This window comes from Pseudomonas proteolytica, from assembly GCF_007858275.1.
Taxonomy (GTDB): Bacteria; Pseudomonadota; Gammaproteobacteria; order Pseudomonadales; family Pseudomonadaceae; genus Aquipseudomonas; species Aquipseudomonas proteolytica.
Window position 1 is genome coordinate 1 of record NZ_VFEV01000055.1, and the last position, 24,285, is coordinate 24,285.

Here is a 24,285-nt window from a genome sequence, read left to right on the forward strand (position 1 = left end):
GCCTATCAACTAGACGCCCCAATACCCACCGATAAAAACACCGAAAACTCAAGGTTTTAGGAATATTTTCAGCGTTATTCCGAAAGTATTACCACCCAATGTGGACAGTATGTGGACACTAACCGTGTCCACTCTTTTCACTTCTTTGCAAAACCTTGCACTCCGTGAAATACCCCCTCCCCTAGCAGACGCCGCCGCCGGCCTAGCCTGGCACCCCGAATGCATAACCTATTGGATTGCACAAAAAAACGAGGCAAGGCCCGTCGGCGGGAGGGGGATAAGTGCTTTTTCGCTCAGATTTTTTATGTCCGCCCAGTTTTCAGCCTTTAGCCCAAGTAGCGCTTCGTCGGATACGCCCCCAATCTGATACGACGCACAAATATACTGTGCATACATACAGCACAGATCAAGGCATAAGCGATGAGCGCGCATAACCTGCCCCAGGCATGGACGATTGACACCTGGTTGTCACTCTTAAAAGACGAGGAGGCGCTGCTAAGACATCCGGGCGCCCACCACAAACTGCTGGTGGAACAAGCCCATCTCCTACGCAGGACGCACTTGATTGACTCCAACGGCCTCAGTGATCTTCTTGAGCAAGCCGATGGCGCATTGGCTTACGCCGTAGAAGCGCTTCTGGACGATCCTTGTGACGAATAGGGGAGTACTTCTTATGCATATGCTAATCACACCTATGCGGTGCAAAGGCGTCGCACTGAGCGCGCAAGAAAGACGGCGCTATCCAGCGATCAGGGGAGACGTGCTTGTTGCCCCACAGGTAGCCAATGAGCTTGGGCGCAGCTCAAATGTAGCCAGAGTGTCGAAGGGATTACCGCTCGAACCAGATCCACTACCTCCGCTGCTAGACGCATCACTGGCCGGCATGGCCCCATCTGGCTTCGTCTTGAGTGGTATTGAGTACATTGAGGGATGTGCTTATGCACAATCTTGGTGGTGTCGGCTTGGGTGATTGTTGTAGTCGAACGTTTGCAGGGATACGGCGTCGAGCGCTTCACTCAAGCGAAAAGCAATGTCATATTGACACCAATTTCAGGGAGTCGAATATGTTTAATCTTGATACTGAATACGAAAAGCTAACGCGCGAAGTTTACGAAGAAATACTTAAAGCTGACGGTTTCGACACTATCTCCGTAAAACACAACGTCAACATTGAGGGAAAATCCACACAAAAACACCAACTAGATGTTTACTGGGAATTCAAAGTTGCAGGCATTACTCATCGCGTAGCCGTGGAGTGTAAAAACTACACATCAACAATAACAGTGGGCAAAGTGAGGGATTTCGCGGCTGCCCTCGACGACATAGGTAATATCCAAGGAATCTTTATAACAAAAACCGGATATCAAAAAGGTGCAAAAGTATTCGCAGACCATAAAGGCATAGAACTAAAGATGCTTAGAGAGCCTACAAGCGAGGACTTAGAGATAGCTTCCGGCATAAAAACAATACATGTGGCTGGCACAATATATCACTTAGAAAAGGTACGCCCCACACTAAAACTAGATCTTGACTGGATCGAGGCAAACACCACATTAAAAAGAGGTGAGCCTTATGAAATATCAGGCATGTCTAATGAAATAATTATAATCAACGAAGCGGGCAGAACCATCACAACAATATCCACACTACACAATGAACTCGCACACAACAACGGCAACTTTGAAGAATTTGAAAACCGCATCAAAGAATACGACTTTACAGGCCATTACATAACTTGGCCAGACTGCATATACGGAAAACTTAAACTGGAAAAGCTAGCATTCATATATAGCATGCGCGCCACTAAAACCTTATCAAAATATGAAGGAAGAATTGCGGCAAAAGCCGTACTACAAGATATAAAAACTGGCGAAATACACTTACACCAAAAAGAGGTATCGGTAGAGTTTCAGACAGAGCAGGAAGAACCCGCAAAATGAACGCATTACAATTGCTATTATTGATCATCTGCCCTTCGATATTAACCACATTTCTGGTTGGAGTATTTTTTAAGAAAGGGCTATTTCGACCAACTGAAATCTGGAAAATTTTCTCCCTTAAGCCGGACGATGGATTGGCGAAACAGGCATTATTCTGGTGGAGCATTTTCACTCCTGCCATGTATTTTATAAGCTTTGGCTGGATTAGCTGGCAAGGCTACGACATTTCCATTTCTTCAGAAGGTTTTAAAAAATTTATTGAAATTAGCACTCTCCCTATAGCTCTTTTCTCCTTGGCGATCCCGCTGGGGGTAGTTGTTGCTAGGTTCCACTCTACAGAACAGACGGCACGCCAGATAACAATAGCCAAGCACAAAAACAATCTAGATGCTTTCTATGCTCATCGAAAAGAGTTCTTTGCATACTTTGACAAAATGGGCACCATCACTTTTCTTGACACACTCGAAGTCGATTACAAAATCAACCCAAAATTGCACGGCCTGCTTTTCAAAGGTTCGCCTGAAAATGGCACTCCTGAACTCGACAAAGAATTAATATCTCAAGTAATCGGAAAAATAAAATTCATAAGAACCTGTTTAGACCAAGTACTTCTGAACTCCGACCCTGACAGAACCTTTACGTGGTACAGAACAGCCGCCAGCGACATTTATTGGATATCTTTAATGTTCGGAATACGCGAAATAAATACCCAGATCAACAACATGAGCGTAACCCTGATCGGTTATGGGGAAAATGGCGAAATCATCCGTCAACGATCCATTGGAAAAACCACCGTCCATGCCATATGTGCATTTAGATGCGTCAAAAGTTACATACTGACAATTTTACATTTCTCAGGAAACCAATCAGCTATAGAGCAGGTATATGAAGGCGAAATTGAATACATAGAGAAAACTGGCGGATACATGCACATCAATCCAACAGGACCAGTAATCGAGAGAAATTTTTCGGGTGATTCGGGCACGCCATGGACATTTGAAAATTGAATCAACTGCACCATAAAAAGCTGCTTAAGTCATGTCGTGATTGTTTTTAACTTAACAACCAATATCGAAGCAACTGCAGCTTTTTCAGTGAAAGCAGTTACATCGACAGGGCTAGGGGTTGAACCTGGTAGATGGGTATGTTCAGCTATTTGCGTGTTCATTCTCTGCACCAGGTCGAGCAAATCACACAGCACCTGAAGTACGTTAACACTCTCAGAACCCAACCAGGTCTTGGGGGCGACCAGTCGCTGGCTGACCGCCGCCACGCTTTGGCGGAGTCCCTCAATTCTTTCCTCCATATCGCCACCCACCGTGGCGTTGTGCTTCTGCCCCACCACCAGGTTCAAGTCCCGCCCGGTCGCCTGGTGCAGATCATCCATCGCCGCCAGGCTGGCAGATCCGCCCGATAGCAGCTTGAGCGCTCCCAGGGCCTCGATCGTCTTGATACCCCCCACTGACTCGCTGGAATGGTCGTCTACCGTCCTGGTGTGGTTCTGATAGCGCTCCGTGTTGCCCATGGCCTCCACTTCCCGCTCGATCGCCTTGTCCAGGATCTTGCCGTCAGTCTGGCGTAGCCAGTTACCGTCGGCGTCCACACGCTGCTGGCACGCCTCGCTGTGCTGCCACACCTGGTCACCCTTCGGCACGCTCGGCATGCTCAGCCCGTGGGGCAGGATCGTTTGGATATAGGGCTTGTGCGGCAGGCCGTAGGCAAAGCACACCACCACCTGGGTGCCTTCCTCGGGAAAGGCATAGATGCCCATTTCCTCGCCACCAGTGGGCAGCGGCAACGGCACGCCGGCAAGGATGGGCAGTTTGCTGTCTGGCTCGCCATCCGGCCCCAGGACCTCGATATCAACCGCATAGCGCGGCCGGAAGTCGTCACAGATCCCGGCGCCGGCCGGTGCGTCGGCCACGGCAACAACTCGGGCAAAACGTGGCAGGTGGTAACCGCCGGTGAGTTCGGGGAATTGTCGTTCTACGCTGCGCTTGATTGCGTCGTCCATCGGATGGCCATCTGATTATCGACGAGGGCCACACTGGTGATGCGCTCGCCGTGGTTGATCGTTGCACCTGGTCGTAGCCCGGGAAGGGCTGCAATCATCGCGCTTTGGTTGCCCTGGTAGTCGTCGAACAGTTCCGCCGGCAACTGCAGCGGCGGGCGAACGCCAAAGAAGCTGTCAGCCCAACTGCCCACGAACACCTCCCCATCACCCTGCTGCTGCCAGATAAAGTCGGGGATGTTGAACACCCGGGCCAGGCTGTCCATCGCTTGATAGCCGGCGGCCAGGCTGTAGAAGAACGGCGCCTTAACCCCGGCGTAGGGCTTGTCTGGCACGCGAAAGCGCAGGCCGGTGTGCTGGCTGATCTCGACCAGGACAGCGCGCAGATCGACGTGGCGCAGGTTCAGCGGCAGCGGGTTGGCCAGGATTGCCGCCAGTTCGCGGCAGAACAGCACCTGCTGGGTGCTGCTGGCCGTGGTGGAGCGTTCGACGTAGCCGATGAAGTGGCGCTGCAGCGTGCTGTCGTTGTAGCCGATATCGAGCGTCACCAGGCCTTTGACCGGGGCGGTGGCCTGGATGGTGAAGGTCGCCCGGCCGGGGCTCTTGGCATCCAGCCGCACCTCGTTCTTGACCAGGACATAGGGCGCACCACCGATGGCCAACACCTTGTGCAGCTTCATGGGGTGTTACTCCCGCCCAGCCAGCCATCCACCTTTTTCAGCGTGGCCTCAAAGCCTGTCAGTTCCTCCGGGCCTTCGCTGGAGCCGCCACCGTCGCCAGTACCGCCCACCGCCGCGCCGGGGCCTGACTGGGCTGTCACCTTATTACCTGGGCGCCGGCCTTCGACTTTCTCAGGGTTGGACAGCTTTTCTGTCAGGGTGAACTGGATTAACCAGCCGCGCAGGTTGTCGTCTTCCCGGGCGCTCATGCCTTCGGTGAACGTCACCTGGCGCATGCCGAACGCGGCCGCCGTGTCGTTGACGATGCGGTACGTCTTGAGCTGGCCACCGCTAGCGGTCGCTTCCACCAGGCGCATCAAATCGCGCAGTTGCACCTGGTCAACAAATGGAATCATCAGCGTGACCGTCAGGGTCTTGGGCTTGAAGCCCTTGTGCCCCTTGTCGGTGTTGCTGGTTTGGCCTGACAGGTCGTCGCTCTCAATGCGCAGATTGCCGGTGACCTTGAGGTTCTTCCCGCGTACCTCTTGCCCGTCGAGTAGTAGCGTCATAGGCCCACCAGCTCACGAACAAAGCTCAGGCCCTGCTCAGATCCCACCAGCAGCGCGCCGGCGCACAATACCCACTCATGCCCAGGGGCCTCGCCTTGCAACAGCGCCTGGCGCAGCTCGGTGGCGTTGCCGGGGCCGATCAGACGCGCGCGCATGCTGCTGTCGGGGTTGCCGTTGGCCAGCAGCGCTTTCAGGTCATCCAGTTGTTTGTCGCGGCTCTGTTGCTGGGCAGCCTTGCGCGTGGCCAAGGCCGAAAGATCCGCCATGGGCGAGCTGTCGGCGGCGTAGCTCTCCAGGACAGAAAGCTGGCCGGCCATGGATTGCTGGGCGGCCTTGACCACCGTGCAGCGCTCCAGGGGCAGTGTCTGCCAGCGCGGCAAGGCGCCGGCGGTGGGGATCTCCCACTTTTCCGTTTCCAGCTTCGACAGGTGCCGCGCTCGGCGTTCGGCTCGCACCAGGTCAGGCATCGGCAACAACGCATTGAAGCGCGCCAGGCTCTCGGCCAACTGATCAAAGCGCGTGGCCAGGAACATCAGACACAGGGCGAACTGGGGGCCATCGGGCCGGCCGGTGTCGCTCACGTCCACCAGCTTGCCGGCCAGCTGCTGCAGCAAGTTTGGCGCCGACAGGAAACGCTGATATCCGCGGCCCTGGCCGATACCGCTTTGAAACGGCGTCACCACCAGGCACGCCGGCGCCTCGCCCATCTGAGAGGCGAGCGCGTCACGGCCTGCAGTGATCGCGCCCTGGGCGGCATCACCGACCGGCCCCGGATTGGTGCTGGTCTTGCCGCTCAGGTCTGCCAGGCGCTTGGCCGTGCTGGCCTGCTCGGTGCTGGCCAGATCCTTGGCCGCTGACAGCTGGCCCATCCATTGAGTGGCCTGACTTGGCCAGCGCATGGTCACCGGCGCCCAGTTCATGGCTGCAGGCTCTCCCAGGTCACTACCTCCATGGCGTTCAAGTCGCCATGAGCCAGGGCATGGTCCAGCCGCTGTTTAAGCACATTGGCCCGCTGCAGCAGCTCCATTTTGAAGGTGGTGAAGTCTTCGCTGACCTGGCGCAGTTGCTTGGCCGTGTGCTGGCGCAGCTCTTTGACGCCCGCCTCGTCGCGGCAGCCGTAGGGGCTGTCAAAGCCCTGCAGAATCACACTGGTAAGGTTCAGTTGATCATCCAGTTTGCTGGGGTACTGGTGAGGCGCACCCAACGCCGGGGACCAGAAGCCGCCGGTGATCGCGGTTTCACACGCGGTATTGATCTCGCTGCTCTTCTGCCGGTACAGGCTCTGCAGTTGCTCGGGTTTGCTGGTCCCGGGCGCCAGGCGCGCCACAGGCTGTTTGGTTTCGCTGTCGAACACGATCTGCAAGCCTTCGGACTGCTTGGCCAGCAAATAGGAGTAGTCCTGGTAGCTGATCGGCACGCTGTCGCCTGGGCGTTTTGGGTGAATGCCGTCCACCAGGAAGGTGTGCAGCGACGGGCTGTAAAAGTATTTGCTCATGGGAATCCTTAATGGCCGATCGCGATGTAGCCGTAGGTGGATACCGCCGTGGCATTGGCGATAAAGCCGGTACGGGTGCGGGAGCCGGACACAATGTTCATCACCTCGGCCTGGCCGGATGTGTCCTCGCCCGTGCCCATGTTGAGAACAAAACATTTGTTGGGGAACCCGATCGGGAACAGGAATTGGCTGCCGTTGTTTGCGATGTAGGCATTGCCCCACTGGATGATCAATCCCCCCATCCAACGGGGGAACGCAATGTAGCCGTTGTCTGCCAGGCTGATCGAAAAGCCCCAACGCAGGGTGCGCGGCGTCACGATGCTGGCTTCATCGGCCCCGGCGTCCAGTTGTTCCAGGTTGGCGATCGGCGCGATGCCGGCCACACCAGGAAGGGCCTTTTTGCTGCTGTCGATGATCTCGGACGAACCCGTAAACACAATCGGGTTCGGCCCAGGGGCAACGCGCTGCACGCGCAGAACACCGGCGCCGGCAATCAGGACAACCGACGATCGGGATTCGTCGTGGCGCATCCAGTTGCTGCCGTTCCAGTAGCAGTTTTGCGCCAGGTGGGTTTCGTTCAGGGCCGTCAAAAAACCGTAGGAGCCGCCGTGAATATCCAGGCTGCCTTCGGGCAGGGGATTAACGTTCGGAATGGCGTTTAAGATCCCGTAATCAGCGAGTGTGGTGCCCTTGTTGGCCTTCTTCTTTAGCTCTGCGTCGATCAGGATCAACCACTGGTGATGCTGGTTCAACGACTGGCGCAGTTGATCCAAAAAGCTATTGATGCTCGTTTTATCGTACGTGTCGCCACTGTCCCGTAACTTTTCGCTGTAGCTCCAGGTGATCGGGTTCGGTCCTGCTTCGGCTTTGCGCACATACACGTTACCGGCGTTGGCAAACACCGTAACGCACGGTTTTGATTCGTCGTGGCGTACCCAATAGTTGCCGTCCCAGTAGCAATTTTGGGCCAGGTTGGTCTCAACCGCCGAGGTGAGAAAAGCATAGGTTTCACCGTGAATATCCAGGCTGCCACCCGACAAAGGATTCCTATTTGGGATCGCATCTTTGATCTTGTATTCGTCCAGCGTGGTCCCTTTGTTTGCCTTTTTGTCGATCGCGTCGTTGATGGCCTCGATCAACTGGTCAATATCGCTAGAGCTGTAGGTGTTACCGCTGTCACGCACGTCGAACGATGAGGCCCAGGCGATTGGGTTTTTGCCTGGGCCAACCCGCTGCACCCGAACTCTGCCAGAGCCTGCAATCAATGCCACCGCTGCCCGTTTTTCGTCGTGACGTACCCAGTTGGCGCCGTCCCAGTAACAGTTCTGGCACAGGTGCGTTTCATTCAACGCGGTCAAAAACCCGTAGGAGCCGCCGTGAATATCCAGGCTGTCACCCAGTGGATTGCGATTGGGAATGGCGTCATCGATCTCGTAGTCAGCGAGTTTCGTGCCTTTGTTCGCCTTCTTGGCCAACTCTCCCTCAACCCACTCTTTCCCCGCAAAATGCTTCACCAGGGAGTCACTGATCGGCTCAGCCTGGCGCAGATCGGCTACGGTGTTGGAGTCAGGCAGATCCGCCAGCGGCACGCAAAAATGGCGCACGCCGGCGCTGTCGGTGAAGTCGGCCAGGGCGGCGCCGAAACGCACCTCCCAACGGGCCACCACATCGCTTAACTGGCGCTCCAGGCTCACATCCAGCCAGGCTTTGGCAGGAAAGCCCGGCGGCGCCACGGCGACGGCAGCCGCCGTCAGCACGCGCACGCCCTCGATGTAGGCCGTCCCGGGCAGCACCTGGTAACTGTTGCCGATCTTGGCCAGCTTCAGCCCGTCGCTGAAAAAGCAGGCCCGGCCGAAGGTGTCGCGATTGCTCAGGCGCTCGCGCTCGTCGATGCCATGCAGGCGCACGGTGAAGTCGTGTTGCCAGGTCTTGGCGTCGATGGTGATCCCGGTCAGGGCTTGGGCGCCGTCGAACACCACCAGGAAGTTGCGGGTAACGTTGTTGCCCAGCTGCAGCGGCGGGATGTTCTTGCGCTTCTGCTGCAGCGGTACATACGCCACGGCCAGCAGCACGCCCTCGGCGGTCTCCAGGCCGATCCAGTTCCAGTCAAAATCCCCGATATCGCTGCCCAGCATCAGGCTGTAAACAATCTGGTTGGGGTTCACAAAGCCTTTTTGCGTGACGTCATAGCTCGCCACCAGGTGCGCGGCCGGCTTCGGTGCTGCTCGATCCACCTGGCTGTTCGGGTCCAGCCCGGGCACGTTGGCCAGGACAAACCGCGAAACGATCAGGGGCTGTTGTGCGCCTTGTTTTTGCGCGATCAGGCTTTCACCTGCAAGGGTAATGCTGGCTCCCATGGGGGCTCCTACAGGCTGGCGACCAGCGTTTGCTGGTCGTCGTTGAAGTCCACCGCGACGATGCGCAGTGACACGGGGGTGATGGTCACGAAGTCATAACGCCGGCAGGTGCGGCCGTACTGCTGGATCAGCACCCGCAACAGCTCGGGGTTCTGCGACAGCTGCGAGTCGGACAGGCGCAACAGCACCACGTCCCAATCCCGATCGGGCATACGCTCGTCGATCTCGACGTACCCCACGCCGAGGCGCTGCAGGATGCGTTTAAGCCCGGCCGTGCTACCGGCATCAACCGCGTTGATGAAGGCGAATTTGACCCGCAGGCGGTACAGGCTTTCGGGTTCGTCCTTGAAGCGGCTGATATCCCGCTGCCAGGCCAGCAGATCGAGGACGGTCAAATGGCAGGTGTCGGCATCCATCTGCAGCAGCGGCCATTGCAACCAGCCCTCGACCGTCTCCCACCACTTTTGGCTGGCGGCCTTGAGCTTGGTCAGTTGCGGGCCATCCAACCAGAACGGCAAATTGAGCTTGATCATGCGAACACCACCTGCAGGCTGCTGATCCGGGGAATCGTCAGCTCTGACACGATGTCGGCGTTATCGAAGCGCAACGACTCGATGCCGGCGAACTGCTGGTGGAGTTCTTCGCCCAGGCGGCTAAAGGAGAACCGCGACTGCGGATAGGTCAGTGTCGGCTGGTAGTCGCCGGTGCCGCTCTCGCGAAAGGCGGCACGGATGAATAGATCGACTTCGGCCTGCAGCTTGGTGCGCTGCTCGACGGTCAGCAGGCCTCGTGGCCACAGGGTCAACTTCAGCGCGTGCTGGGTTTCCGGCATCACCATCACCAGCAGATCGTCGCCGTGGCCATGGTTGCCCTGGTCGCGGATATGCGCGTTGATTTGCTCCAGGTACGTCGCCGCCGGCACGTCCGCGTCGAACAGCACATAGGCATTGGCACTGCCTGGCCCCCGTGGGGCGCCGTGCAGAAAGTACACGCCATCGGGCCGCACGCCCGGAAAACCGGCGATCATCGCCCGGTACACCGCGTCGGTGTGCCACTGGTTGACCGCCGAGAACTGGTTGCGCACGCGCAAACGCAGCTGCTCGTCGGGCTCAGGATCTGCACCTGGTGCAATCAACCAGCCGTCAGCGTTGACCACCTGGGCGATGCCGGCGATCGGCACCGGCAGGATGGCGTAGTAACCCGGGGCCAGGTTGTAGCCGCTGCCCACGTCCTGGGCCTCCACCGGCACTTCCAGCTGCATCAGCCCATCAGCAAAGGTCGCCGCCTGGGTGGTCACCAACTGGTAGATATGGCCATTGATCGCGGCCGACTGCACCAGGATGCCGGCGGGCAGCTCCAGGGCGCCGCCGGCAACGTCGCGGGTAAACAACAACACGCCTTTGGCCTTGGTCGCGCCTTTGCGCTCGACGTTGACCGCCCAGGCCAACATATCCAGCCACTTACGGACGGCGGTTTTGACAAAGAAGTTAGGCAGCACGGTGTCGCTGACAAAGGTAATCAGCCACATGACCGGCTTAGTCACCAAGGCCGTGATCACCCGCCAGAACGGCGAATAGGCGCTGGTGTTGCTCATCTTGCTCCCCTGGGCGGCAACTTCCTTTTCCCAGGCTTTGCGCAAACCTTCCTCGGTTACCGGAATGCCGGACTCTGCCAGCGCCTGTTTAAAATCAACGTCGCTCACAGGGTCACCTCGATATCGCCAAATTTCAGGGTTTTAGCCGTGACCAGGTACTTCCCGGTTTGCACCTGGTTAATCAGGGCAGTGCCGGGCACCAGGCGTTGGTCGGCCTCCACCAGCAGCTCCAGTTGCTGGATGCAGTCGCGCTGACGCAGCTTGCTGCGCTCGGCCACCAGCGTTACCAGCAGGCCGCTTTCGCGGATCATGTGCGCAATGTCCTGGGCGATACTGGCCCGGTCATCAATCAGCAGCGGCTGACGGGACGGGTCCAGCGCCAGGTCGTTGTCGATGATCAGCAGATCGATGTATTCGCTCATCAGCCCACCGCCATGGCTAACATGCCTTCCAGTTCCAACTGGTTCATTTGCTTACCGGTATGGATGTTCACGTTCTCCACATGGGTGCCCTTGTTCTGGGTTTGGTTGTTGTTCTGGATGCTTGCCAGCAGACCGCCCCGGGGCACAGCGTCTGGCCGCTTCGGTGACAGGCTGGCCACAGAGCCGTTGATACGCTGCTGGCTTTGCTCGGCCTGCTGCATAGGTGGCGGCGCCATTACTAGGGCAGGCGCTTGACGCGGCGTCTCCAGGGCGGCGAGTGGCTGCGCGATCGGCGCCGGGCCTTTCGGTACGGGGGCCAGGACCAAGGCCGGTGCTTGTGCCTGGGGCTGCAGGGTGTTGAGCATCGGCGCAGGTTGTGCTGGCACTTTCGAGGTGGCCGCCATCACCAGGGGCGGCGCCTGGATCGGCTGCTGGGCGGCGCCCACCAACTGGGGCAGCAACGGCGCTTCGACCTGAGGTGCACTGATACCCGGCATTTGGGGCGGTGCCGGCATATCCCCGAATGCAGCGTCGATCTGCACGCCCGGGATCTTGTTCAGCATCTCGATCAAGCCATTGATGGCCTGTTTAAAGATGTTGACGATGCCGTCCCACGCCGCGCTGGCCATGCCCGCCCAGCCGCCCATAGTGCCAAACCAGTCAGACAGCGCGGTCAGTTGCCCGCTAACCCACTGGAACGCCTCACTGTTGAGTAGCGCGCTGGTCCATTGGTCCCAGTAGATAATTGCCGCCGCCACGGCCGCGACCAGGGCAACGATGCCGATCACGATCCACGTCACTGGGTTGGCCAGCAACGCGGTGTTGACCAGCCAGATCGCCCCCTGCCACAGCAGCATGGCGCCCTTGACCAGGCCCATCCACGCCACCATCAGCACCAGGCCGGCGACAAACGCGACCGCCATCACGGTGTGGTAGAGGAACATGGCGATGCTGCGCAGGCCCACCATGGTGAGGACTTTCCAGACCGTGACCAGGCCCAGCCAGACCATTTTCGACATGCCGACGGTCAAGGTGAGTAACGACAACGCGGCGATGATGCCGAACACCACCAGCACGGCGATGCTGATCACCCGGGTGATGTTGGGGAACAGTTGCGACCAGCGTGTCAGGGTGGTGGCCACGCCTGTCAGCCTGGCCATAAGCGGCCCCAGGATCGGCATCAGTGATTGACCGAAGGCGATGCGCAACGCCTGCACGGCAGCGGCGAACTGCTGCCACGGGTCTACCATGTCCTTGGCCATATTCTTGGCGTTCTCCAGGCCGCGCACGTTGCCCAGCTGTTCCATGCCGTTTTTCAGCCGGCCGGTGTCGCCCATCAGGCTGGTGATCAGGCGCGCCGCTTCGCCGCCGAAGGCATCGCGTAGCTTCTTGCCGTTGGCCTCGATCGACAGATCCCCGAACTTGCCCTTGAGCTTGTCCAGAATGTCCATCATCGGCAGCAACTTGCCCTGCTGGTCCACAAAGGACGTACCGAGCTTTTCCGAGGCGCCGCTGACGTTCTCGAAAAACGCCTTGTACAGGCCGCCCGCCTCGCCGCCTTCCATGCTGCTGCCCAGGGTGCCCAAGACTGCCATCTGTTCCGCCAGGCTCACGCCGGCGGTGCTGGCCAACCCACCGGCGGCCTTGAACGCCTCGCCAATCTGCGCGCCGCTGGTACGGAACAGCTGCACCGCGGTCGCCGTCTGGCCCGCCAGGGTTTCAACCCATTCGCTTTTGCCCATGGCATCGGCCTGGCCTTTGAACAGGCTGTACATGGTGCCCACGTACTGGCCCATGGTGTCCGCGTCGGATTTGGTGGCCTTGGCCAACACGTTGCTGGCATTGGTCACCATCGCCAACTGGTTGCCCGTTAACCCCTTCATCGCGCCGTCGATGCTGTACGCCGAGGCCACAAAGTCCCGGGCGTTCTCGCCGTAGGCCACCGAAAACTCCAGCGACTTGCGATTCAGCGCGTTCAACGCATCTTCGGCCACGCCGAGCGATCGGACCTCGCCCAGGGCGCGGTTCATCTCCAGGGCCGGTTGCAACGACTGATTGATGGCCGCGCCAGCGCCCAGCAGACCCGCCAGGCCAAAGCCCATGGTCTTGATGTTCTTTTCGCTCTGTTCGGCCAGGTCAGAAAAGCCCATTTTCACCTTGCCCAGGGGCGCGGTGACCTTATCGGTCAGGCTCAAAATAAAGGCCAGGCGGGCGCTTTGGTCAGCCATCTAGGGTTATCCGTTCAATGCGTAGGCGATGCCGTTAGCGATGGCGATTTCCATCCGGCGCCAGTGTTCGTCTTCCAGCCATTTGGCCGTGCCCATCACCTCGGCGGTGGGCTCGGCCCCAGGTAGCCAGCGGCCGGCCAGGGCTACCAGTTGGCCAAGGCCGTTTTCGGTCAGTCGTTCGGCGTGGTCGAGGGCTTTTTTACGATGATTTCAACGTCCGGGCCGTACTCTTCCAGGAGCGCACCAGCCAGTTGCATGACCAGCACCGGGTTGCCCAACTGGGCCTTGAGGGAGGCGCGCTGTTCCTGCTTGACGGTGTTCACCAACAGGTTGTTCGCCGGCGAGACCTTGTTGTTTTGGGTCACCGCGTTGAAGTACTTGGTCACGTCCTGGGGGGTCAGTTCAAAGGTGAATTCCTTGTCGCCTACTTCCAGGGTGATCTCGCGTTTATCGTTCATGGGTGTTGCTCCGTTCAGGGGTAAAAGTAAGGTTCAGCGCAGGCAGATCCGGCGCACGTGGTCCTGCAGGCCCAGGATCATTTGCCGACTAAGGGCAAGCTGATCTCTGAGGGTGAAATAATCTTGTCGAGCGTCTGCAGTGAGTTCGGCGGTTCCTGCATCAGCCAGGCCGCCGGCGCCGGCTTTGCTGGCGGTTGGGGCGCTGCAGGTAGCCTTGACTGGCAACCGCTTACGGCCAGCGCCAACATCAAGGCGCAAAGCATCGTTTTCAGCGCGTTCATGGTTCAATTCCTGGGTTCGTTGAAGGTCGATGGCGTCACGGTCGGCCAGCATCTCGCCGCTGATCCGTGCGGCTTCGCGCAGCCCGACCACTTCGGACAAGGCGCTGTCACGCTCGCGGCGGGCGTCGTCGCGTTGGCCTTCCAGCAGGCCAAAACCGATCCAGGCCACCAGGCACAGCGCCAACGGGAAAAGGGCTCCGCGCAGCATCACAAGCCCGCCTTGCACAGCTCGACCTCGGCCAGGCGGCGCGCGTGCAGGCCCGGGACAAACACCTTTTTGCCCTGGGCGGTGGTGATGAATGCCCAGACCGGTGTTTTGCCGTCAGGCGCCCAGGCCAGGGCCTCACAGCCGTCCTCGATGCGGCCGGCATTGATCAGGCCCACGGCGCGACTGGCGCAGGTGCTGGGCGTGCCGAAGTTGTGGCCATGGCTGCTCAGGGCGTCGAACGTGTTCTGGCCCACGTCCTGGTTGGTGATGCAGTCGGCCAGCTGCAGTTGGCCTTTGCGGATCACCAGTTGCTCCACCTCATCGCACCGGGCGTCTGACCAGTAGTCACCGACCACAACTGGGTAAGGGCTGGTGTGTCGGGTGATGCCCTTGCACACGGTCGGCAGGCCACGGGCCAGCTTGTCCGCATACACGGTGTTCTGGCCGTTGCCTTCCCAAGTGCCCAGGAACACCACCAGCGTGGAGCTGCACAGAGCAATGGCGCCGGCGGCGATCTTGCCGCGCAGGCTCATGGGAACAGCACCCGCAACAGGACTGGCCCGAACATCTGCAGGATGGCCCACAGCGTGCTGGCCACCGCCAGCGCCCAGGTGATTTTGGTGCCAATGCCAGATACCACGCTGGTCAGCTTCTGCTGGCCCACGTTGAGTTCCGACAGCTGGCCAGACATGTGTTCAAACTGCTGTTCCAGCTTGCTGACACGGATAGGCACGGACTCATGCCGGGTTTCCATGTAGGTCAGGCGGTGTTCCATGATTGCCATATTTTGCTCCAGGCCGGCCAAACGGCCGGGCTCTGAAAGTGCCTCGTTGAGGCTTGGCCGCAGACTGTTGGTCATCGGCGGTTTCCCTTCTCGAAAGTGGTCTGGCATGGCGTGCAGCGGATGATTCCGCCCTGTTCCTGGCGCTTGGCCGGGATCTCGTCGTCACAGTCCAGGCAGTGACTACGGCTCGGCCCCGAGGGGCGCAGACGGGCGCGGTGGGCCTGAATGCACCGCTCGCGCTCCAGTTCCTCGATCTTCTTGGAGTCGTCGAGCCAATCACCCATCAGCCCAAGCCCTCGATCTCGGTGGAACTCAGGTACGGCACGCCGTTGATGCGGATAAAGTCCGGGCTGGTGACCTCAAACGGCACCTTGTGCTTGGTCTTTTCGCCGCCCTTGGGGTCGATGCTCAACAGGCTCGACACCTTCAACTTGCAGCCGAACGCCTCGATGCGCAGCTCGTCGTCGCCAGCCTTGGCGAAAAACACCGAGTCGAACGCCTCCAGCTCGCGAAAGCTGCCGGCAGCGCGTGCCGCGTCGATCAGCAAGCCGAAGTTGGTCGAGTCCAGTTCAAACTCGCCAGCGGCCGACACGTCGCCATCGACGTAGCCGTCAGGTACGCCCCGGGTTTGTGCGACCTTGCTGTTGTCGGTGATATCCAGGGTGCAGCTTTCGACGTGGACCAGGAGGTCGCCCAGGTTCACGTCAAAGTTCTTGCCGCCAATACGTGACATGCGGGGTTACTCCGAATCGTCGGTGGAAAGGTCCAAGGCGATGTTCGCCGTGAGGTCTTTCGGGCAGTTGTGGGGCTTGAGCTTGATAAACGCCTCGACGGCGGTTTTGCTCTTCCAGACCAGCACGATGTCGCCGTCTTTTGGCGATTCGATCTCGCCCGGGAACACCTCGCCGGCGAATTTGACCGACTTGGCCATCCGGCGCAGGGGCGCCATCAGCGCGTTGACGTTCACCGCCATGCTGTTGGCCGTGTTGTTCAGGCGCCGATCGGCCACGCGACGGATCAACAGCGGACGCACCAGGCGCGCCGCCTTGTCGGCCAGGCGCAGATATTCGATTACCTGGTAGTCGCTGGCCGGGGTGTCCAACATGTTGCCGTCGCCCCAGTACACGCCCGGGTAGTCGGGATAGGTCTGCGAGACCGAGAAGCGAGCTTTGTCCAGCTCGGCACGGATGGCAGACGGCAGCGGTTTACCCTCGCTGTCGATCGGCACCGGCCCCAGGCCCAGCACTGCGCCGGTGGCCACACGCATGGGGCTGTCGGCAATGCTGACGGCGGCATTCGCCAGGCGACCGGCCAGCACGCCCTGGTCATTGCCGTGGAGCTGCGGGACTACCAGCACACGCGGCGCGGCCACGCCGGCGGTGATTGCTTTTTGCTCGACCAGGTACTGCGCCCAGGTGAGTTGCGCCGCGATGCCGGCAGTCGCGGCCATAAAGAAGACGCGGCGTCCGTAGACATTGCTCACGCCAATGGCCGCATCGTGCATGGCTGACAGTTCGTCGCCCTTCAAGACGGGTTTGGTGATCACCACGGCCTCAACGGAAAAACCCTGTTGCTGCGCGATATCCAGAGCCGTTTTCCAGTCGCCATCAGTGCCGATCGGCGCCGCCAGGCACGCCCAACGATCGCCGCCGTTCAAGCGTGCTGCAGTGATCTGGGTTTTCAGATCGCTTGCCGGAATGCCCAACTCATTGTCCAGATCGCTGTCGGTGTTGAGGGCGAGCAATTTGCCGGTGTTTTTCGGGCCGGCCCCGATGAACAGAAAATAGCGCTCGATCTCAGTCACGGCGCCTTGGCCCAGATTGAGATTGTTAACGCTGACTTTGCCAAGTGCCATGCTGTGCCTCGTTAGCGGGGTGAATTTAGGATTTGCTGCAGCACCTGGTTAACCAGCACGCTGGTGTCACGTTCGCTGCTCGCACCGAGGAACTGGCGCTTGGGCAAGGTGATATCCCAGCTCTGCGCGCCGGTAGATTCGGTTCGTTCGTCGTTCAAAATGCGGATCAGCAGGCCGGCCTGGGCGTAGTTCACATGCTCTTGAATCCACGCTACTGACGGGCGGGTCAGGCTCTTTTTGCCCTTCTGCCGGGTACGAAAGCCCAGGCGGCGTAGGCGCTTGGCCTGCTTGTCGGTGCAGGCGGTGCCTGGTGGAACCTTGTTCCAGCGGCGCATTTGCGCGGCCGTGCGCCGCTCTGACACGCCGTTGTGTTGCTGGGCGGCGACCCATCGGGTCAGCGCGTTACGCCAGCCCAGTTCGGCCTCGTCGGCACTCACGCGGGTGACCTGCAGCAGCTTGGCCAGGCCGGCTTCCATCTTCTTTTTGCCCTTGCTCGATCCCTTGCGGGCCTCGAAAGGCGAGCCGTCCAGGTTCTGCTGATCGCGCACCCGCTTGCGGCTCATGGTCCGCACGCGCTTGGTCACGTTGTTGAGCAAACGCCGGCGCAACTGCGGCGACAGACTCAGCAGCGCCAGTTGCTCGCGCACGCCCAGATAGCCCCGGGCGTCCAGCTCCAGGGTGCTACGCGCCATGATCGACCTCGCCCTGTTCGGCGGTCCAAAGATCGAACGGGATAAACGCCCAGGTCTTGCCGAATGCCTCGATTTCGCCGGTGGGATCTTCGGCCAGGTATTGCGCCTCGACGAACTCCAGGGACAGCTCCACGTCGAAGGTGTCCGCGTCCAGGGGCTCGACGTTGAACAGCGGCGCCGGCAGGTCGTGGTGGTCGCGATTACTGTCGTGAGTTTCGAGCCAACTGGCGACCAGGGCCATTAGCCTGGCCGGGTGGTCCGCGAAACGCTCCAGGGCGAACACGGCGCGATAACGCATATCGGACATGTGCAGACCGTCGCGATCGGGCTTCCAGATCAGTTCCAGGCTGACCTGTTCGGTCCAGCTGTCGAACTGTTCAGGCTCCACCAGTCGGCGTTCCATCAGGTAGGCGGTCAACGCCTTGAGCTGGATCACAACAGCACTGCCGTGATGCGACCACGGCCCTGCAGGGCACGGACAGCCTGCTGGCTGAACTCCAGAAAGGTCTCGCGGCGTTCGGGGGCTTCCTTGCCGGTGTTTTCGGCGCTTTCGCGGCGGGTGACGGTGGCGAACTGGGGCAACGAATTGCCCTTGGTGCGGCAGTACACGGCGCGCTTGTACAGCTTCGCCCCGAAGGCGCGTTCAGGCAGAAGCGTGGAATCCGCGGTCTCGATATTGGTGATACCGAACGCTTGCCACTTGGCCTTGCACTTGGCCAGGTCGTTGTTGACCTCGATCATGGCCATGGTCATGTCCGCGCCCAGCAGCTCCACCAGGTACTCCGCCGGCAGGCGATATTCCTTCTGGAATTCAGCCAAGGAGAGGTTCGGCCAAAAGCCGTCGTTCTCAATCTGCCGATCCACAAAGGTGGTGGTTTTCCCGGAAAAGCTCATCGCTGGGCACTCAAATAGGGCAGGAAAACTGTCTGCCGTGGGGCGGGCCATAAATGGCTGACTCACTTCGACAGCTCCCTGCAGGGGGGGTAGACGGTTATTCAGTGGCCTGATCGGCCTGTTCTTTCTGCTGTTTTTCCAGGGCTTTGCGGGCACCGTTCAGGCGCGTTCCTACGCCGATTTCTGGATACAGCTCCACGGCTCGCTCAAAGTGAGTGATGGCTTTGTCCCAGTCCTGGGAATCGAGGGCTTGAAGCCCAATCACCTTGTGGTAGCGAGCCGTAATGCCTTCAAACAGATCCCACTCGCCATCCACGAAGGGCAGCAGATCACTGACGTAGGGTTCTGGACTGCGCTTGGCCTTGTATTCCGACTCGGCCCAGTCGATCACCGCATCAGCGACGAAGGTCTGCACATCACGCCGCTTGAAGCGCGGTGGCATCTGCTGGTCTTGCGCCATGGCGAACTGCGCCACTTCCAGGCCGAGTTCGAACTGGACGGTATCGAACAGCCACACCACGACCTGGGTTAACACCGGGTTGGGGTGGTTCAGGCCGGAATCGCGGTAGCGCTCCACGTACTCCATGTACTTGGGCAGTAGCTCGTCGCGCTTGATTTGCTGGCGGGTGTCCAGGCTCTTAATCCCGCTCAGGCGCTCCAGGTCCAGGGCCAGCGCGACCTCCATCAGCTTCAAATGCTTCTGGGCGTTTGCTGGACTGGCCAGGGCCGTGGTTGAGCTGTAGTGCGTAACTGGCGCCTCAGCCGCTGGGCCTTGTGCGAGTACACGCCGCTTATGGGCTAAGGCGATGCTCATTTAAGAAGCTCCAGGTTGCCGGCTTCGATCGCCGCGAATTTTTCCAGCTGCTCGATCACGTAGCCTTCATTACGGCCGTTGTAATCTTCGACGCGGGAGCGCTTCGGGTTTTCGATCAGGTGACGGCGCCAGCTGGTGTCCTGGAAGTACAACGACAGGTTGTCCCAACTGGTGACCGTCACGCCGGTGGCCGGAAAGTGCGGGATCACGAAGGACGGCAAACCGCCATAGGTCGCGATCACCTGGGCGCCTTCAATACGTTCTTTCTCGGTAGGGGTGCCGCCCTGCTTGGCGTACAGCTTGCCCTTGTCATTGGCCAACAAGTCGCTACCGATGATCGCGATCAGGTCGCCGGCATCACGGAACACCGGGTCGATCATCTGCTTGACGTCGTGCACCAGGGCATCAAGGTTTTCGTAGTCACCGCCAGCGCCCAAGGTGATCTTGCCCGCTACTGCGCCTTCCTTGAGTACCTGGGCCGGGATCTGCTCACGGGCGATTTGTAGCCAACCCTTGTTCACATCCTGGAGCATTGGGTTAGCGGTGATATCGGTCTGTGGCGCGGCATGGGTGCCGTGCCAGCCGATCATGATGCGGTCCAAGGCGATTTGGCGTTGCACCGCCGCGCTGTAGCGTTCAGCGAAGTCCGGGAATTTGGCCCAGCTGTCGATTTTGGCGAACGACAGGCCCACGTCGGACTCGGTGTGGAACAGCTCATAACCCACGCTGTCCAGGTCGCAAAAATCCTTGGCCTCGCGGTCGGTGGTTTTGGTGTTGGTACGGCTGGACACCGGGCCAGTGACGCCAATCATCACCTTTTGGCCTTTGATTTCGGTGACTGGCACGATGTTGATGCGACTGAGAAAGTCGGATTTCTCGGTGATTTTGTCGTTCAGTTCCTGGGCAATGCTCGGCTCGACAGCGAACTGGCGAGAAGCGTCCTGGACGTTGTACGACTCAGCCAGATCGTCCTGCAGGAGGGCGAACTGTTCCTGGGCGTGACTGCTAAGAGAGGTGCCCATTTATACAACTCTCCGCTTTTGGCTGTTGCTCGCGCCGGTCGTGCGGGGAATCACGCGGCCCTTGGGGGCGTCCAGCAGCGCGGAAAATTTCTTGTCCAGGTTGGCCACGGCTTTTTCCAGTGCGGTGGTGCTGGAGCCAGTTTTGCGGCGACGGGAAAACGCACGTTCTTCCTCGGCTTTGTCGAGAATGTCCTGGACGGATTCCTCTACGTTGTCGATGGGTTCCTGCTCCAGCTCAACGTCGGTAGTCGCTGGCTCGATCAGGGTTTGAATGCCGGCAGTGACGAGCAACAACTGTTCGACCAGTGCCGCCAGCGCTTTGGCTGTAGCTTCATCCATTGGGGGTTTGCTCTCTGTTTGAGGTTGCGGGGTTGCGGGGGATTCTTCGAGGCCGAAGCGCTTAAACAGGCTGGTGATCAGGGAAGACAACTTGCCCAGCTCACCCTGGGGCTCGGGCTCAATCAGTTGCCCCAGCTCAACGGAAGCGGCGTAGTACGCGGCCTTGTTGGTTTGGCGGGAAAAGTAGAGTTCTTGAGTGCCCAGGCTAGCCGGTGAGTCGGTGACGGCCAGGCCGGTCAAATAGGCTTTGCCGCTGCCTGCAAAGTTGGGGGTGATCTCCACGCTGGAGAACAGCTTTTCGCCTCGATCGTTCAGCCATAGCAGTTTGTCGTTAGGCTTGAGCTGGGCCTCCAAGGCCACTTGGCCAGGCTCCAGATCATCATCGTCTTCAACCAGGCGAGCGGCATATACGGTGCCGTGTGAGCCCGGGCCACGTTCGTGTTCGCTCCAGATCACCGCCGTGTATTTCGACGGTTTATAGGTCTCAGCGACATCGCGCAGTTCCTGGGGAAGGATCTCGCGACCATCGGCGGTGGTGCCGCTGGTGGCGACACGTTTCCATAGCGAAACAAGGGAACGGGGCATGGGCGTTAACTGCGCTCAATCGGTGATATGAGCCGCCACGATAGGGAGCCGCCAGGACTCAAACAAACGGTTCCCTTGCGCGTTCCTCCTATATTCAGGATCTAGGATATTCACGGAATTTAACCCCGCGTTTTGCCGGTTTTCGCCGCATAGACTGCGGCCATGCCATATGCCCCCGAACTTCGCGAAACCGCCAAACGCCTCTATTTGCGCCGCTGTAAGCCGCGTGAAATACAGGCGCAACTCAAGCTGCCAAACATCCGCATCATCTATTACTGGATCGCCAAGGGCGGTTGGGACGAGATGCTTTCGGATGAGGAACCGCTGACGGCCGTCAGCCGCCGAATCACCCTGATCCTGGAGAGAGCCGCGACCCTGACCAAGGGCGAACTGGACGAACTGGATCGGCTAACGGTCGTGCGCGATCGGTTGTTAAAGCAGTCGGCCAAGCAGGCGCCAGCACCCGCCGGGGATGCTCCCGTCGACCATCAGGAGTCGCGCCAGGGCCAGCGCACAGAGCGCCGCGATCGGGGCGACAAAGGCGGCCGGAAGCGGGAAAAGAAGGTCAAGAACGATATTAGTGAACTCACCGAGATAGATTTCTTGGAGAAGTTCACCTCAAACATGTTCGCGTACCAGCAGGAACTGTTGGCGGCGATGAAAAATCCGCTGACGGCCCGTATCCGTAACATCCTGAAAAGCCGCCAGGTGGGGCTTACCTATTACTTCGCGGCCGAAGCCTTTATGGATGCGGTGCTGACGGGTGACAACCAACTGTTCCTGTCTGCCAGCCGCGCCCAGTCAGAGGTGTTCCGCAGCTATATCATCAGCTTTGCCAGCAAGTGGTTTAACGTCGAGCTGACGGGCAATCCGATCGTATTGAGCAAAGATGGCAAGCCCTGGGCAGAGCTGCGCTTTTTGTCCACCAACGCCTCGACGGCACAGAGTTACCACGGGCACCTGTACGTCGATGAATATTTCTGGATTCCGCGTTTCGACAAGATCCAGGGCGTGGCCAGCGGCATGTCGGCACATGAAAAATGGCGGCAGACATACTTCTCAACGCCCAGCGCGGTGACACACGAAGCCTATCCGTTTTGGACAGGTGAAGAATTCCGCAACAGCAAACGCGGCAAGAAACTGGGCAAGGACTGGCCGAGTGACGCGGCGATTCACCAGGGCGCGCTGTGCCCGGATGGGCAGTGGCGAAAGGTCATCACCGTTCTGGATGCCCAGGCCGGTGGCTGCAACCTCTTCAACATTGAGCGCCTGCGCCTGGAGAATGACGAAGATCGCTTTGATCAGTTGTTCATGTGCAAGTTTATCGACAGCACCCAAAGCGTGTTCTCACTGTCCGACCTGGAACGCTGCTATTCCGACTTGGCGCTGTGGACTGATTACGACCCGGATAACCCTCGTCCATACGGCAATAGCCCCGTGTGGCTGGGCTATGACCCAAGTCGGACCCGGGACGATGCCACATGCGTGGTGGTCGCGCCGCCACTTGAGCCTGGCGCCAAATTCCGCATTCTGGAAAAACACAGTTGGCGCGGGCAGTCGTTCACTTTCCAGGCTGCCCAGGTCAAGAAGTTGACCGAGCGCTTCAACGTGCAGCACATCGGCATCGACACCACCGGCGTGGGTTACGGCGTGTTCGACCTGGTGCGCGACTTCTATCCACGGGCGACCTCGATCCACTACAGCCTGGAAACCAAAAACACTCTGGTGCTCAAAGCCCAAGACACCATCCAGGGCAGCCGCATTGAGTGGGACGCCGGCTGGAGCGATATCGCCCAGGCGTTCCTGACCATCAAACGCGGCGCCACAGCCAGCGGGCAGATCACCTACAGCGCCTCCCGTACTGACGCCACCGGCCATGCCGATGTGGCCTGGGCGGTCATGCACGCGCTGGCCAATGAACCCCTCAACACCAACAAACAGCGGCGTAGCCGTTACACCCTCAGCGGATCCAGTAGCCATGCCCCAGCGAAAAAGAAAGCAGCAACACAAACAACCCGAGCGGCAAGCCATGCGGGCGTTTTCCTTTGGGGCCCCGGAACAAGTGTTGACCGAAAATATCGGGCAGTACCTGGGCGTATTCGCCACTCACGACGGTCGAATCTACACGCCGCCAGTGTCGCGCCAGGGGCTGGCCAAGCTGCTGCGTGCAAACGCACACCACGGGGCCATTCCCGGGTTCAAGCGCAACTTGCTGTTGCGTGAATTCATCCCGTCGCTTGGCTGCAGCACCGCCACCATGAGTCGCGCCGCGCTGGACTTTATGGTGTTTGGGGAGGCGTACTTCTTCCGCAAGCCAAACATGTTCGGCCAGATCCTGGAAATGGAACACCTGCCGGCGATCAACATGCGGGTGATGGTCAGCGGCGGGTTTGTGATGCTGCAGGCGGATGGCAAAGAAGTGGAGTTTGACCAGGACGAGATTGAACATGTCCTTAACTACGACGTGGAACAGAACATATACGGCGTGCCTGATTACCTGGGCGGGCTGCAGGCGCTGTTACTCAACGAAGCTGCAACCCTGTTCCGCCGGCGTTATTACAGCAACGGCGCCCACGCGGGCTACATCTTCTACACCAACGACCCGAACCTAACCGAGGAAGACGAGGACGAGCTGCGAGCGCAGATCAGCGCCAGTAAGGGGGTGGGCAACTTCCGCTCGATGTTCGTCAACATTCCGGACGGCGGCGAAAAGGCCATCCAGATCATCCCGGTGGGAGACTTCCAAGCCAAGGACGAACTGGAGAAGGTAAAGAACATCACCCGTAACGACGTGATTGCAGCTTGGCGCATGAACCCCGCGCTGGCCGGGATCATTCCGGAAAACAGCGCCGGTTTTGGCGATATCGAAAAGATCGACCGGGTATACACCAGCAACGAGATACGCCCGATCTGCCAGCTATTCAGCCAGCTTAACGAGACGCTACGGGAAGATCGGCGGTTTGGGTGGCGGGAAGTTGCCGTAATGGCCGAGGTTACTTGATGTTGGGCCCCCGATAGGGAAAACCACTACATCTTGTGGCAGAATAGTGCCTGATATGGAACCCTGGGGAGGGATGC

General features: G+C 59.3%; 30 protein-coding genes. 6 read left to right on the forward strand and 24 right to left on the reverse strand.

Translation table 11 applies throughout. From position 1 onward, the window contains the following. The first annotated feature begins 420 nt into the window (after positions 1–420). From FIV38_RS27495 to FIV38_RS27510, 4 genes are all read left to right on the forward strand, one after another. Positions 421–660 (forward strand): hypothetical protein, encoded by a 240-nt coding sequence (locus tag FIV38_RS27495; RefSeq protein ID WP_092231281.1) that lies wholly within the window; start codon positions 421–423, stop codon positions 658–660. A gap of 13 nt (positions 661–673) precedes the next feature. Next, the gene (locus FIV38_RS30590) at positions 674–970 is read left to right on the forward strand and encodes a hypothetical protein (protein WP_092231284.1); all 297 of its coding nucleotides are present in this window, start codon (positions 674–676) and stop codon (positions 968–970) included. A 94-nt stretch (positions 971–1,064) separates the two neighbouring features. Next, positions 1,065–1,940: a restriction endonuclease gene (locus tag FIV38_RS27505; RefSeq protein ID WP_159439617.1), complete on the forward strand. Its 876-nt coding sequence runs from the start codon at positions 1,065–1,067 to the stop codon at positions 1,938–1,940. Beyond that, positions 1,937–2,947, forward strand: a complete 1,011-nt coding sequence (locus FIV38_RS27510; protein ID WP_092231289.1) for a hypothetical protein — start codon at positions 1,937–1,939, stop codon at positions 2,945–2,947. The genes FIV38_RS27505 and FIV38_RS27510 overlap by 4 nt, the downstream gene beginning before the upstream one ends. Positions 2,948–2,976: 29 nt before the next feature. Here FIV38_RS27510 and FIV38_RS27515 read toward each other — a convergent pair whose 3' ends face one another. The 24 genes from FIV38_RS27515 to FIV38_RS27625 all read right to left on the reverse strand — a co-directional run bounded on the left by FIV38_RS27515 (position 2,977) and on the right by FIV38_RS27625 (position 21,207). Further along, a complete protein-coding gene (locus FIV38_RS27515; RefSeq protein WP_092231292.1) occupies positions 2,977–3,954 on the reverse strand; it encodes a hypothetical protein in 978 nt (325 codons plus the stop codon). Continuing rightward, on the reverse strand, positions 3,927–4,631 hold the full coding sequence (locus FIV38_RS27520) for a hypothetical protein (RefSeq protein WP_092231940.1): 705 nt from the start codon (positions 4,629–4,631) through the stop codon (positions 3,927–3,929). Before FIV38_RS27520 ends, FIV38_RS27515 begins: the two co-directional genes overlap by 28 nt. Further along, on the reverse strand, positions 4,628–5,179 hold the full coding sequence (locus FIV38_RS27525) for a baseplate complex protein (protein WP_092231295.1): 552 nt from the start codon (positions 5,177–5,179) through the stop codon (positions 4,628–4,630). Before FIV38_RS27525 ends, FIV38_RS27520 begins: the two co-directional genes overlap by 4 nt. Then, positions 5,176–6,099, reverse strand: a complete 924-nt coding sequence (locus tag FIV38_RS27530; RefSeq protein ID WP_092231943.1) for a hypothetical protein — start codon at positions 6,097–6,099, stop codon at positions 5,176–5,178. The genes FIV38_RS27525 and FIV38_RS27530 overlap by 4 nt, the downstream gene beginning before the upstream one ends. Then, entirely contained in the window at positions 6,096–6,674 is a 579-nt protein-coding gene (locus FIV38_RS27535; RefSeq protein ID WP_057439556.1) for a DUF4376 domain-containing protein, read from the reverse strand. The genes FIV38_RS27530 and FIV38_RS27535 overlap by 4 nt, the downstream gene beginning before the upstream one ends. Positions 6,675–6,682: 8 nt before the next feature. Further along, positions 6,683–9,031 carry a phage tail protein gene (locus FIV38_RS30595; RefSeq protein WP_092231946.1) on the reverse strand — a complete coding sequence of 783 codons (2,349 nt, stop codon included), beginning with the start codon at positions 9,029–9,031 and terminating at the stop codon, positions 6,683–6,685. Positions 9,032–9,039: 8 nt separating this feature from the next. Next, entirely contained in the window at positions 9,040–9,564 is a 525-nt protein-coding gene (locus tag FIV38_RS27545) for a phage tail protein (protein ID WP_038442366.1), read from the reverse strand. Further along, positions 9,561–10,733, reverse strand: coding sequence for a baseplate J/gp47 family protein (locus FIV38_RS27550; protein WP_092231949.1), 1,173 nt, complete (start codon positions 10,731–10,733; stop codon positions 9,561–9,563). The genes FIV38_RS27545 and FIV38_RS27550 overlap by 4 nt, the downstream gene beginning before the upstream one ends. Then, the gene (locus FIV38_RS27555) at positions 10,730–11,047 is read right to left on the reverse strand and encodes a DUF2590 family protein (RefSeq protein ID WP_092231951.1); all 318 of its coding nucleotides are present in this window, start codon (positions 11,045–11,047) and stop codon (positions 10,730–10,732) included. Before FIV38_RS27555 ends, FIV38_RS27550 begins: the two co-directional genes overlap by 4 nt. Then, positions 11,047–13,275, reverse strand: coding sequence for a phage tail tape measure protein (locus tag FIV38_RS27560; protein WP_092231955.1), 2,229 nt, complete (start codon positions 13,273–13,275; stop codon positions 11,047–11,049). The genes FIV38_RS27555 and FIV38_RS27560 overlap by 1 nt, the downstream gene beginning before the upstream one ends. Positions 13,276–13,281: 6 nt before the next feature. Further along, the gene (locus FIV38_RS31060) at positions 13,282–13,425 is read right to left on the reverse strand and encodes a DUF6890 family protein (protein ID WP_370881244.1); all 144 of its coding nucleotides are present in this window, start codon (positions 13,423–13,425) and stop codon (positions 13,282–13,284) included. A 20-nt stretch (positions 13,426–13,445) separates the two neighbouring features. Then, positions 13,446–13,733, reverse strand: a complete 288-nt coding sequence (locus FIV38_RS27565; RefSeq protein ID WP_092231958.1) for a putative phage tail assembly chaperone — start codon at positions 13,731–13,733, stop codon at positions 13,446–13,448. A gap of 33 nt (positions 13,734–13,766) precedes the next feature. Next, positions 13,767–14,222, reverse strand: coding sequence for a lysis system i-spanin subunit Rz (locus tag FIV38_RS27570; protein ID WP_092231961.1), 456 nt, complete (start codon positions 14,220–14,222; stop codon positions 13,767–13,769). After that, the gene (locus FIV38_RS27575) at positions 14,222–14,755 is read right to left on the reverse strand and encodes a lysozyme (protein ID WP_092231964.1); all 534 of its coding nucleotides are present in this window, start codon (positions 14,753–14,755) and stop codon (positions 14,222–14,224) included. The genes FIV38_RS27570 and FIV38_RS27575 overlap by 1 nt, the downstream gene beginning before the upstream one ends. Then, entirely contained in the window at positions 14,752–15,081 is a 330-nt protein-coding gene (locus tag FIV38_RS27580; protein ID WP_235205576.1) for a hypothetical protein, read from the reverse strand. The genes FIV38_RS27575 and FIV38_RS27580 overlap by 4 nt, the downstream gene beginning before the upstream one ends. Further along, positions 15,078–15,290: a TraR/DksA C4-type zinc finger protein gene (locus FIV38_RS27585; protein WP_092231967.1), complete on the reverse strand. Its 213-nt coding sequence runs from the start codon at positions 15,288–15,290 to the stop codon at positions 15,078–15,080. Before FIV38_RS27585 ends, FIV38_RS27580 begins: the two co-directional genes overlap by 4 nt. Further along, positions 15,290–15,739 (reverse strand): phage protein, encoded by a 450-nt coding sequence (locus tag FIV38_RS27590; RefSeq protein WP_092231970.1) that lies wholly within the window; start codon positions 15,737–15,739, stop codon positions 15,290–15,292. Before FIV38_RS27590 ends, FIV38_RS27585 begins: the two co-directional genes overlap by 1 nt. Positions 15,740–15,745: 6 nt before the next feature. Continuing rightward, positions 15,746–16,861 (reverse strand): DUF2586 domain-containing protein, encoded by a 1,116-nt coding sequence (locus tag FIV38_RS27595; protein ID WP_092231973.1) that lies wholly within the window; start codon positions 16,859–16,861, stop codon positions 15,746–15,748. A gap of 11 nt (positions 16,862–16,872) precedes the next feature. After that, complete coding sequence (locus tag FIV38_RS27600) at positions 16,873–17,553, reverse strand: phage virion morphogenesis family protein (protein ID WP_092231976.1); 681 nt, start codon at positions 17,551–17,553, stop codon at positions 16,873–16,875. Beyond that, positions 17,543–17,989 (reverse strand): phage tail protein, encoded by a 447-nt coding sequence (locus FIV38_RS27605; protein ID WP_092231979.1) that lies wholly within the window; start codon positions 17,987–17,989, stop codon positions 17,543–17,545. Before FIV38_RS27605 ends, FIV38_RS27600 begins: the two co-directional genes overlap by 11 nt. Continuing rightward, the gene (locus tag FIV38_RS27610) at positions 17,986–18,447 is read right to left on the reverse strand and encodes a head completion/stabilization protein (RefSeq protein ID WP_092231982.1); all 462 of its coding nucleotides are present in this window, start codon (positions 18,445–18,447) and stop codon (positions 17,986–17,988) included. The genes FIV38_RS27605 and FIV38_RS27610 overlap by 4 nt, the downstream gene beginning before the upstream one ends. Positions 18,448–18,544: 97 nt before the next feature. Continuing rightward, positions 18,545–19,261, reverse strand: coding sequence for a phage terminase small subunit (gene gpM, locus FIV38_RS27615; RefSeq protein ID WP_092231984.1), 717 nt, complete (start codon positions 19,259–19,261; stop codon positions 18,545–18,547). Further along, positions 19,258–20,283: a phage major capsid protein, P2 family gene (locus tag FIV38_RS27620; protein ID WP_092231986.1), complete on the reverse strand. Its 1,026-nt coding sequence runs from the start codon at positions 20,281–20,283 to the stop codon at positions 19,258–19,260. Before FIV38_RS27620 ends, gpM begins: the two co-directional genes overlap by 4 nt. Then, complete coding sequence (locus FIV38_RS27625; protein ID WP_092231989.1) at positions 20,284–21,207, reverse strand: GPO family capsid scaffolding protein; 924 nt, start codon at positions 21,205–21,207, stop codon at positions 20,284–20,286. It lies immediately after the preceding gene. 162 nt (positions 21,208–21,369) lie between these two features. Here FIV38_RS27625 and FIV38_RS27630 point away from each other — a divergent pair, with 162 nt between their 5' ends. After that, entirely contained in the window at positions 21,370–23,430 is a 2,061-nt protein-coding gene (locus tag FIV38_RS27630; RefSeq protein WP_167362624.1) for a terminase large subunit domain-containing protein, read from the forward strand. After that, positions 23,342–24,208 carry a phage portal protein gene (locus FIV38_RS27635; protein ID WP_235861059.1) on the forward strand — a complete coding sequence of 289 codons (867 nt, stop codon included), beginning with the start codon at positions 23,342–23,344 and terminating at the stop codon, positions 24,206–24,208. The genes FIV38_RS27630 and FIV38_RS27635 overlap by 89 nt, the downstream gene beginning before the upstream one ends. Positions 24,209–24,285: the final 77 nt, after the last annotated feature.

Bases quoted from the DNA above. Each gene is read 5' to 3' on its own strand.
- FIV38_RS27495 (WP_092231281.1), top strand. From the start codon at position 421: ATGAGCGCGCATAACCTGCCCCAGGCATGGACGATTGACACCTGGTTG.
- FIV38_RS30590 (WP_092231284.1), top strand. From the start codon at position 674: ATGCATATGCTAATCACACCTATGCGGTGCAAAGGCGTCGCACTGAGC.
- FIV38_RS27505 (WP_159439617.1), top strand. From the start codon at position 1,065: ATGTTTAATCTTGATACTGAATACGAAAAGCTAACGCGCGAAGTTTAC.
- FIV38_RS27510 (WP_092231289.1), top strand. From the start codon at position 1,937: ATGAACGCATTACAATTGCTATTATTGATCATCTGCCCTTCGATATTA.
- FIV38_RS27515 (WP_092231292.1), bottom strand. From the start codon at position 3,954: ATGGACGACGCAATCAAGCGCAGCGTAGAACGACAATTCCCCGAACTC.
- FIV38_RS27520 (WP_092231940.1), bottom strand. From the start codon at position 4,631: ATGAAGCTGCACAAGGTGTTGGCCATCGGTGGTGCGCCCTATGTCCTG.
- FIV38_RS27525 (WP_092231295.1), bottom strand. From the start codon at position 5,179: ATGACGCTACTACTCGACGGGCAAGAGGTACGCGGGAAGAACCTCAAG.
- FIV38_RS27530 (WP_092231943.1), bottom strand. From the start codon at position 6,099: ATGAACTGGGCGCCGGTGACCATGCGCTGGCCAAGTCAGGCCACTCAA.
- FIV38_RS27535 (WP_057439556.1), bottom strand. From the start codon at position 6,674: ATGAGCAAATACTTTTACAGCCCGTCGCTGCACACCTTCCTGGTGGAC.
- FIV38_RS30595 (WP_092231946.1), bottom strand. From the start codon at position 9,031: ATGGGAGCCAGCATTACCCTTGCAGGTGAAAGCCTGATCGCGCAAAAA.
- FIV38_RS27545 (WP_038442366.1), bottom strand. From the start codon at position 9,564: ATGATCAAGCTCAATTTGCCGTTCTGGTTGGATGGCCCGCAACTGACC.
- FIV38_RS27555 (WP_092231951.1), bottom strand. From the start codon at position 11,047: ATGAGCGAATACATCGATCTGCTGATCATCGACAACGACCTGGCGCTG.
- FIV38_RS27560 (WP_092231955.1), bottom strand. From the start codon at position 13,275: ATGGCTGACCAAAGCGCCCGCCTGGCCTTTATTTTGAGCCTGACCGAT.
- FIV38_RS27565 (WP_092231958.1), bottom strand. From the start codon at position 13,733: ATGAACGATAAACGCGAGATCACCCTGGAAGTAGGCGACAAGGAATTC.
- FIV38_RS27570 (WP_092231961.1), bottom strand. From the start codon at position 14,222: ATGCTGCGCGGAGCCCTTTTCCCGTTGGCGCTGTGCCTGGTGGCCTGG.
- FIV38_RS27575 (WP_092231964.1), bottom strand. From the start codon at position 14,755: ATGAGCCTGCGCGGCAAGATCGCCGCCGGCGCCATTGCTCTGTGCAGC.
- FIV38_RS27580 (WP_235205576.1), bottom strand. From the start codon at position 15,081: ATGACCAACAGTCTGCGGCCAAGCCTCAACGAGGCACTTTCAGAGCCC.
- FIV38_RS27585 (WP_092231967.1), bottom strand. From the start codon at position 15,290: ATGGGTGATTGGCTCGACGACTCCAAGAAGATCGAGGAACTGGAGCGC.
- FIV38_RS27590 (WP_092231970.1), bottom strand. From the start codon at position 15,739: ATGTCACGTATTGGCGGCAAGAACTTTGACGTGAACCTGGGCGACCTC.
- FIV38_RS27595 (WP_092231973.1), bottom strand. From the start codon at position 16,861: ATGGCACTTGGCAAAGTCAGCGTTAACAATCTCAATCTGGGCCAAGGC.
- FIV38_RS27600 (WP_092231976.1), bottom strand. From the start codon at position 17,553: ATGGCGCGTAGCACCCTGGAGCTGGACGCCCGGGGCTATCTGGGCGTG.
- FIV38_RS27610 (WP_092231982.1), bottom strand. From the start codon at position 18,447: ATGAGCTTTTCCGGGAAAACCACCACCTTTGTGGATCGGCAGATTGAG.
- gpM (WP_092231984.1), bottom strand. From the start codon at position 19,261: ATGAGCATCGCCTTAGCCCATAAGCGGCGTGTACTCGCACAAGGCCCA.
- FIV38_RS27620 (WP_092231986.1), bottom strand. From the start codon at position 20,283: ATGGGCACCTCTCTTAGCAGTCACGCCCAGGAACAGTTCGCCCTCCTG.
- FIV38_RS27625 (WP_092231989.1), bottom strand. From the start codon at position 21,207: ATGCCCCGTTCCCTTGTTTCGCTATGGAAACGTGTCGCCACCAGCGGC.
- FIV38_RS27630 (WP_167362624.1), top strand. From the start codon at position 21,370: ATGCCATATGCCCCCGAACTTCGCGAAACCGCCAAACGCCTCTATTTG.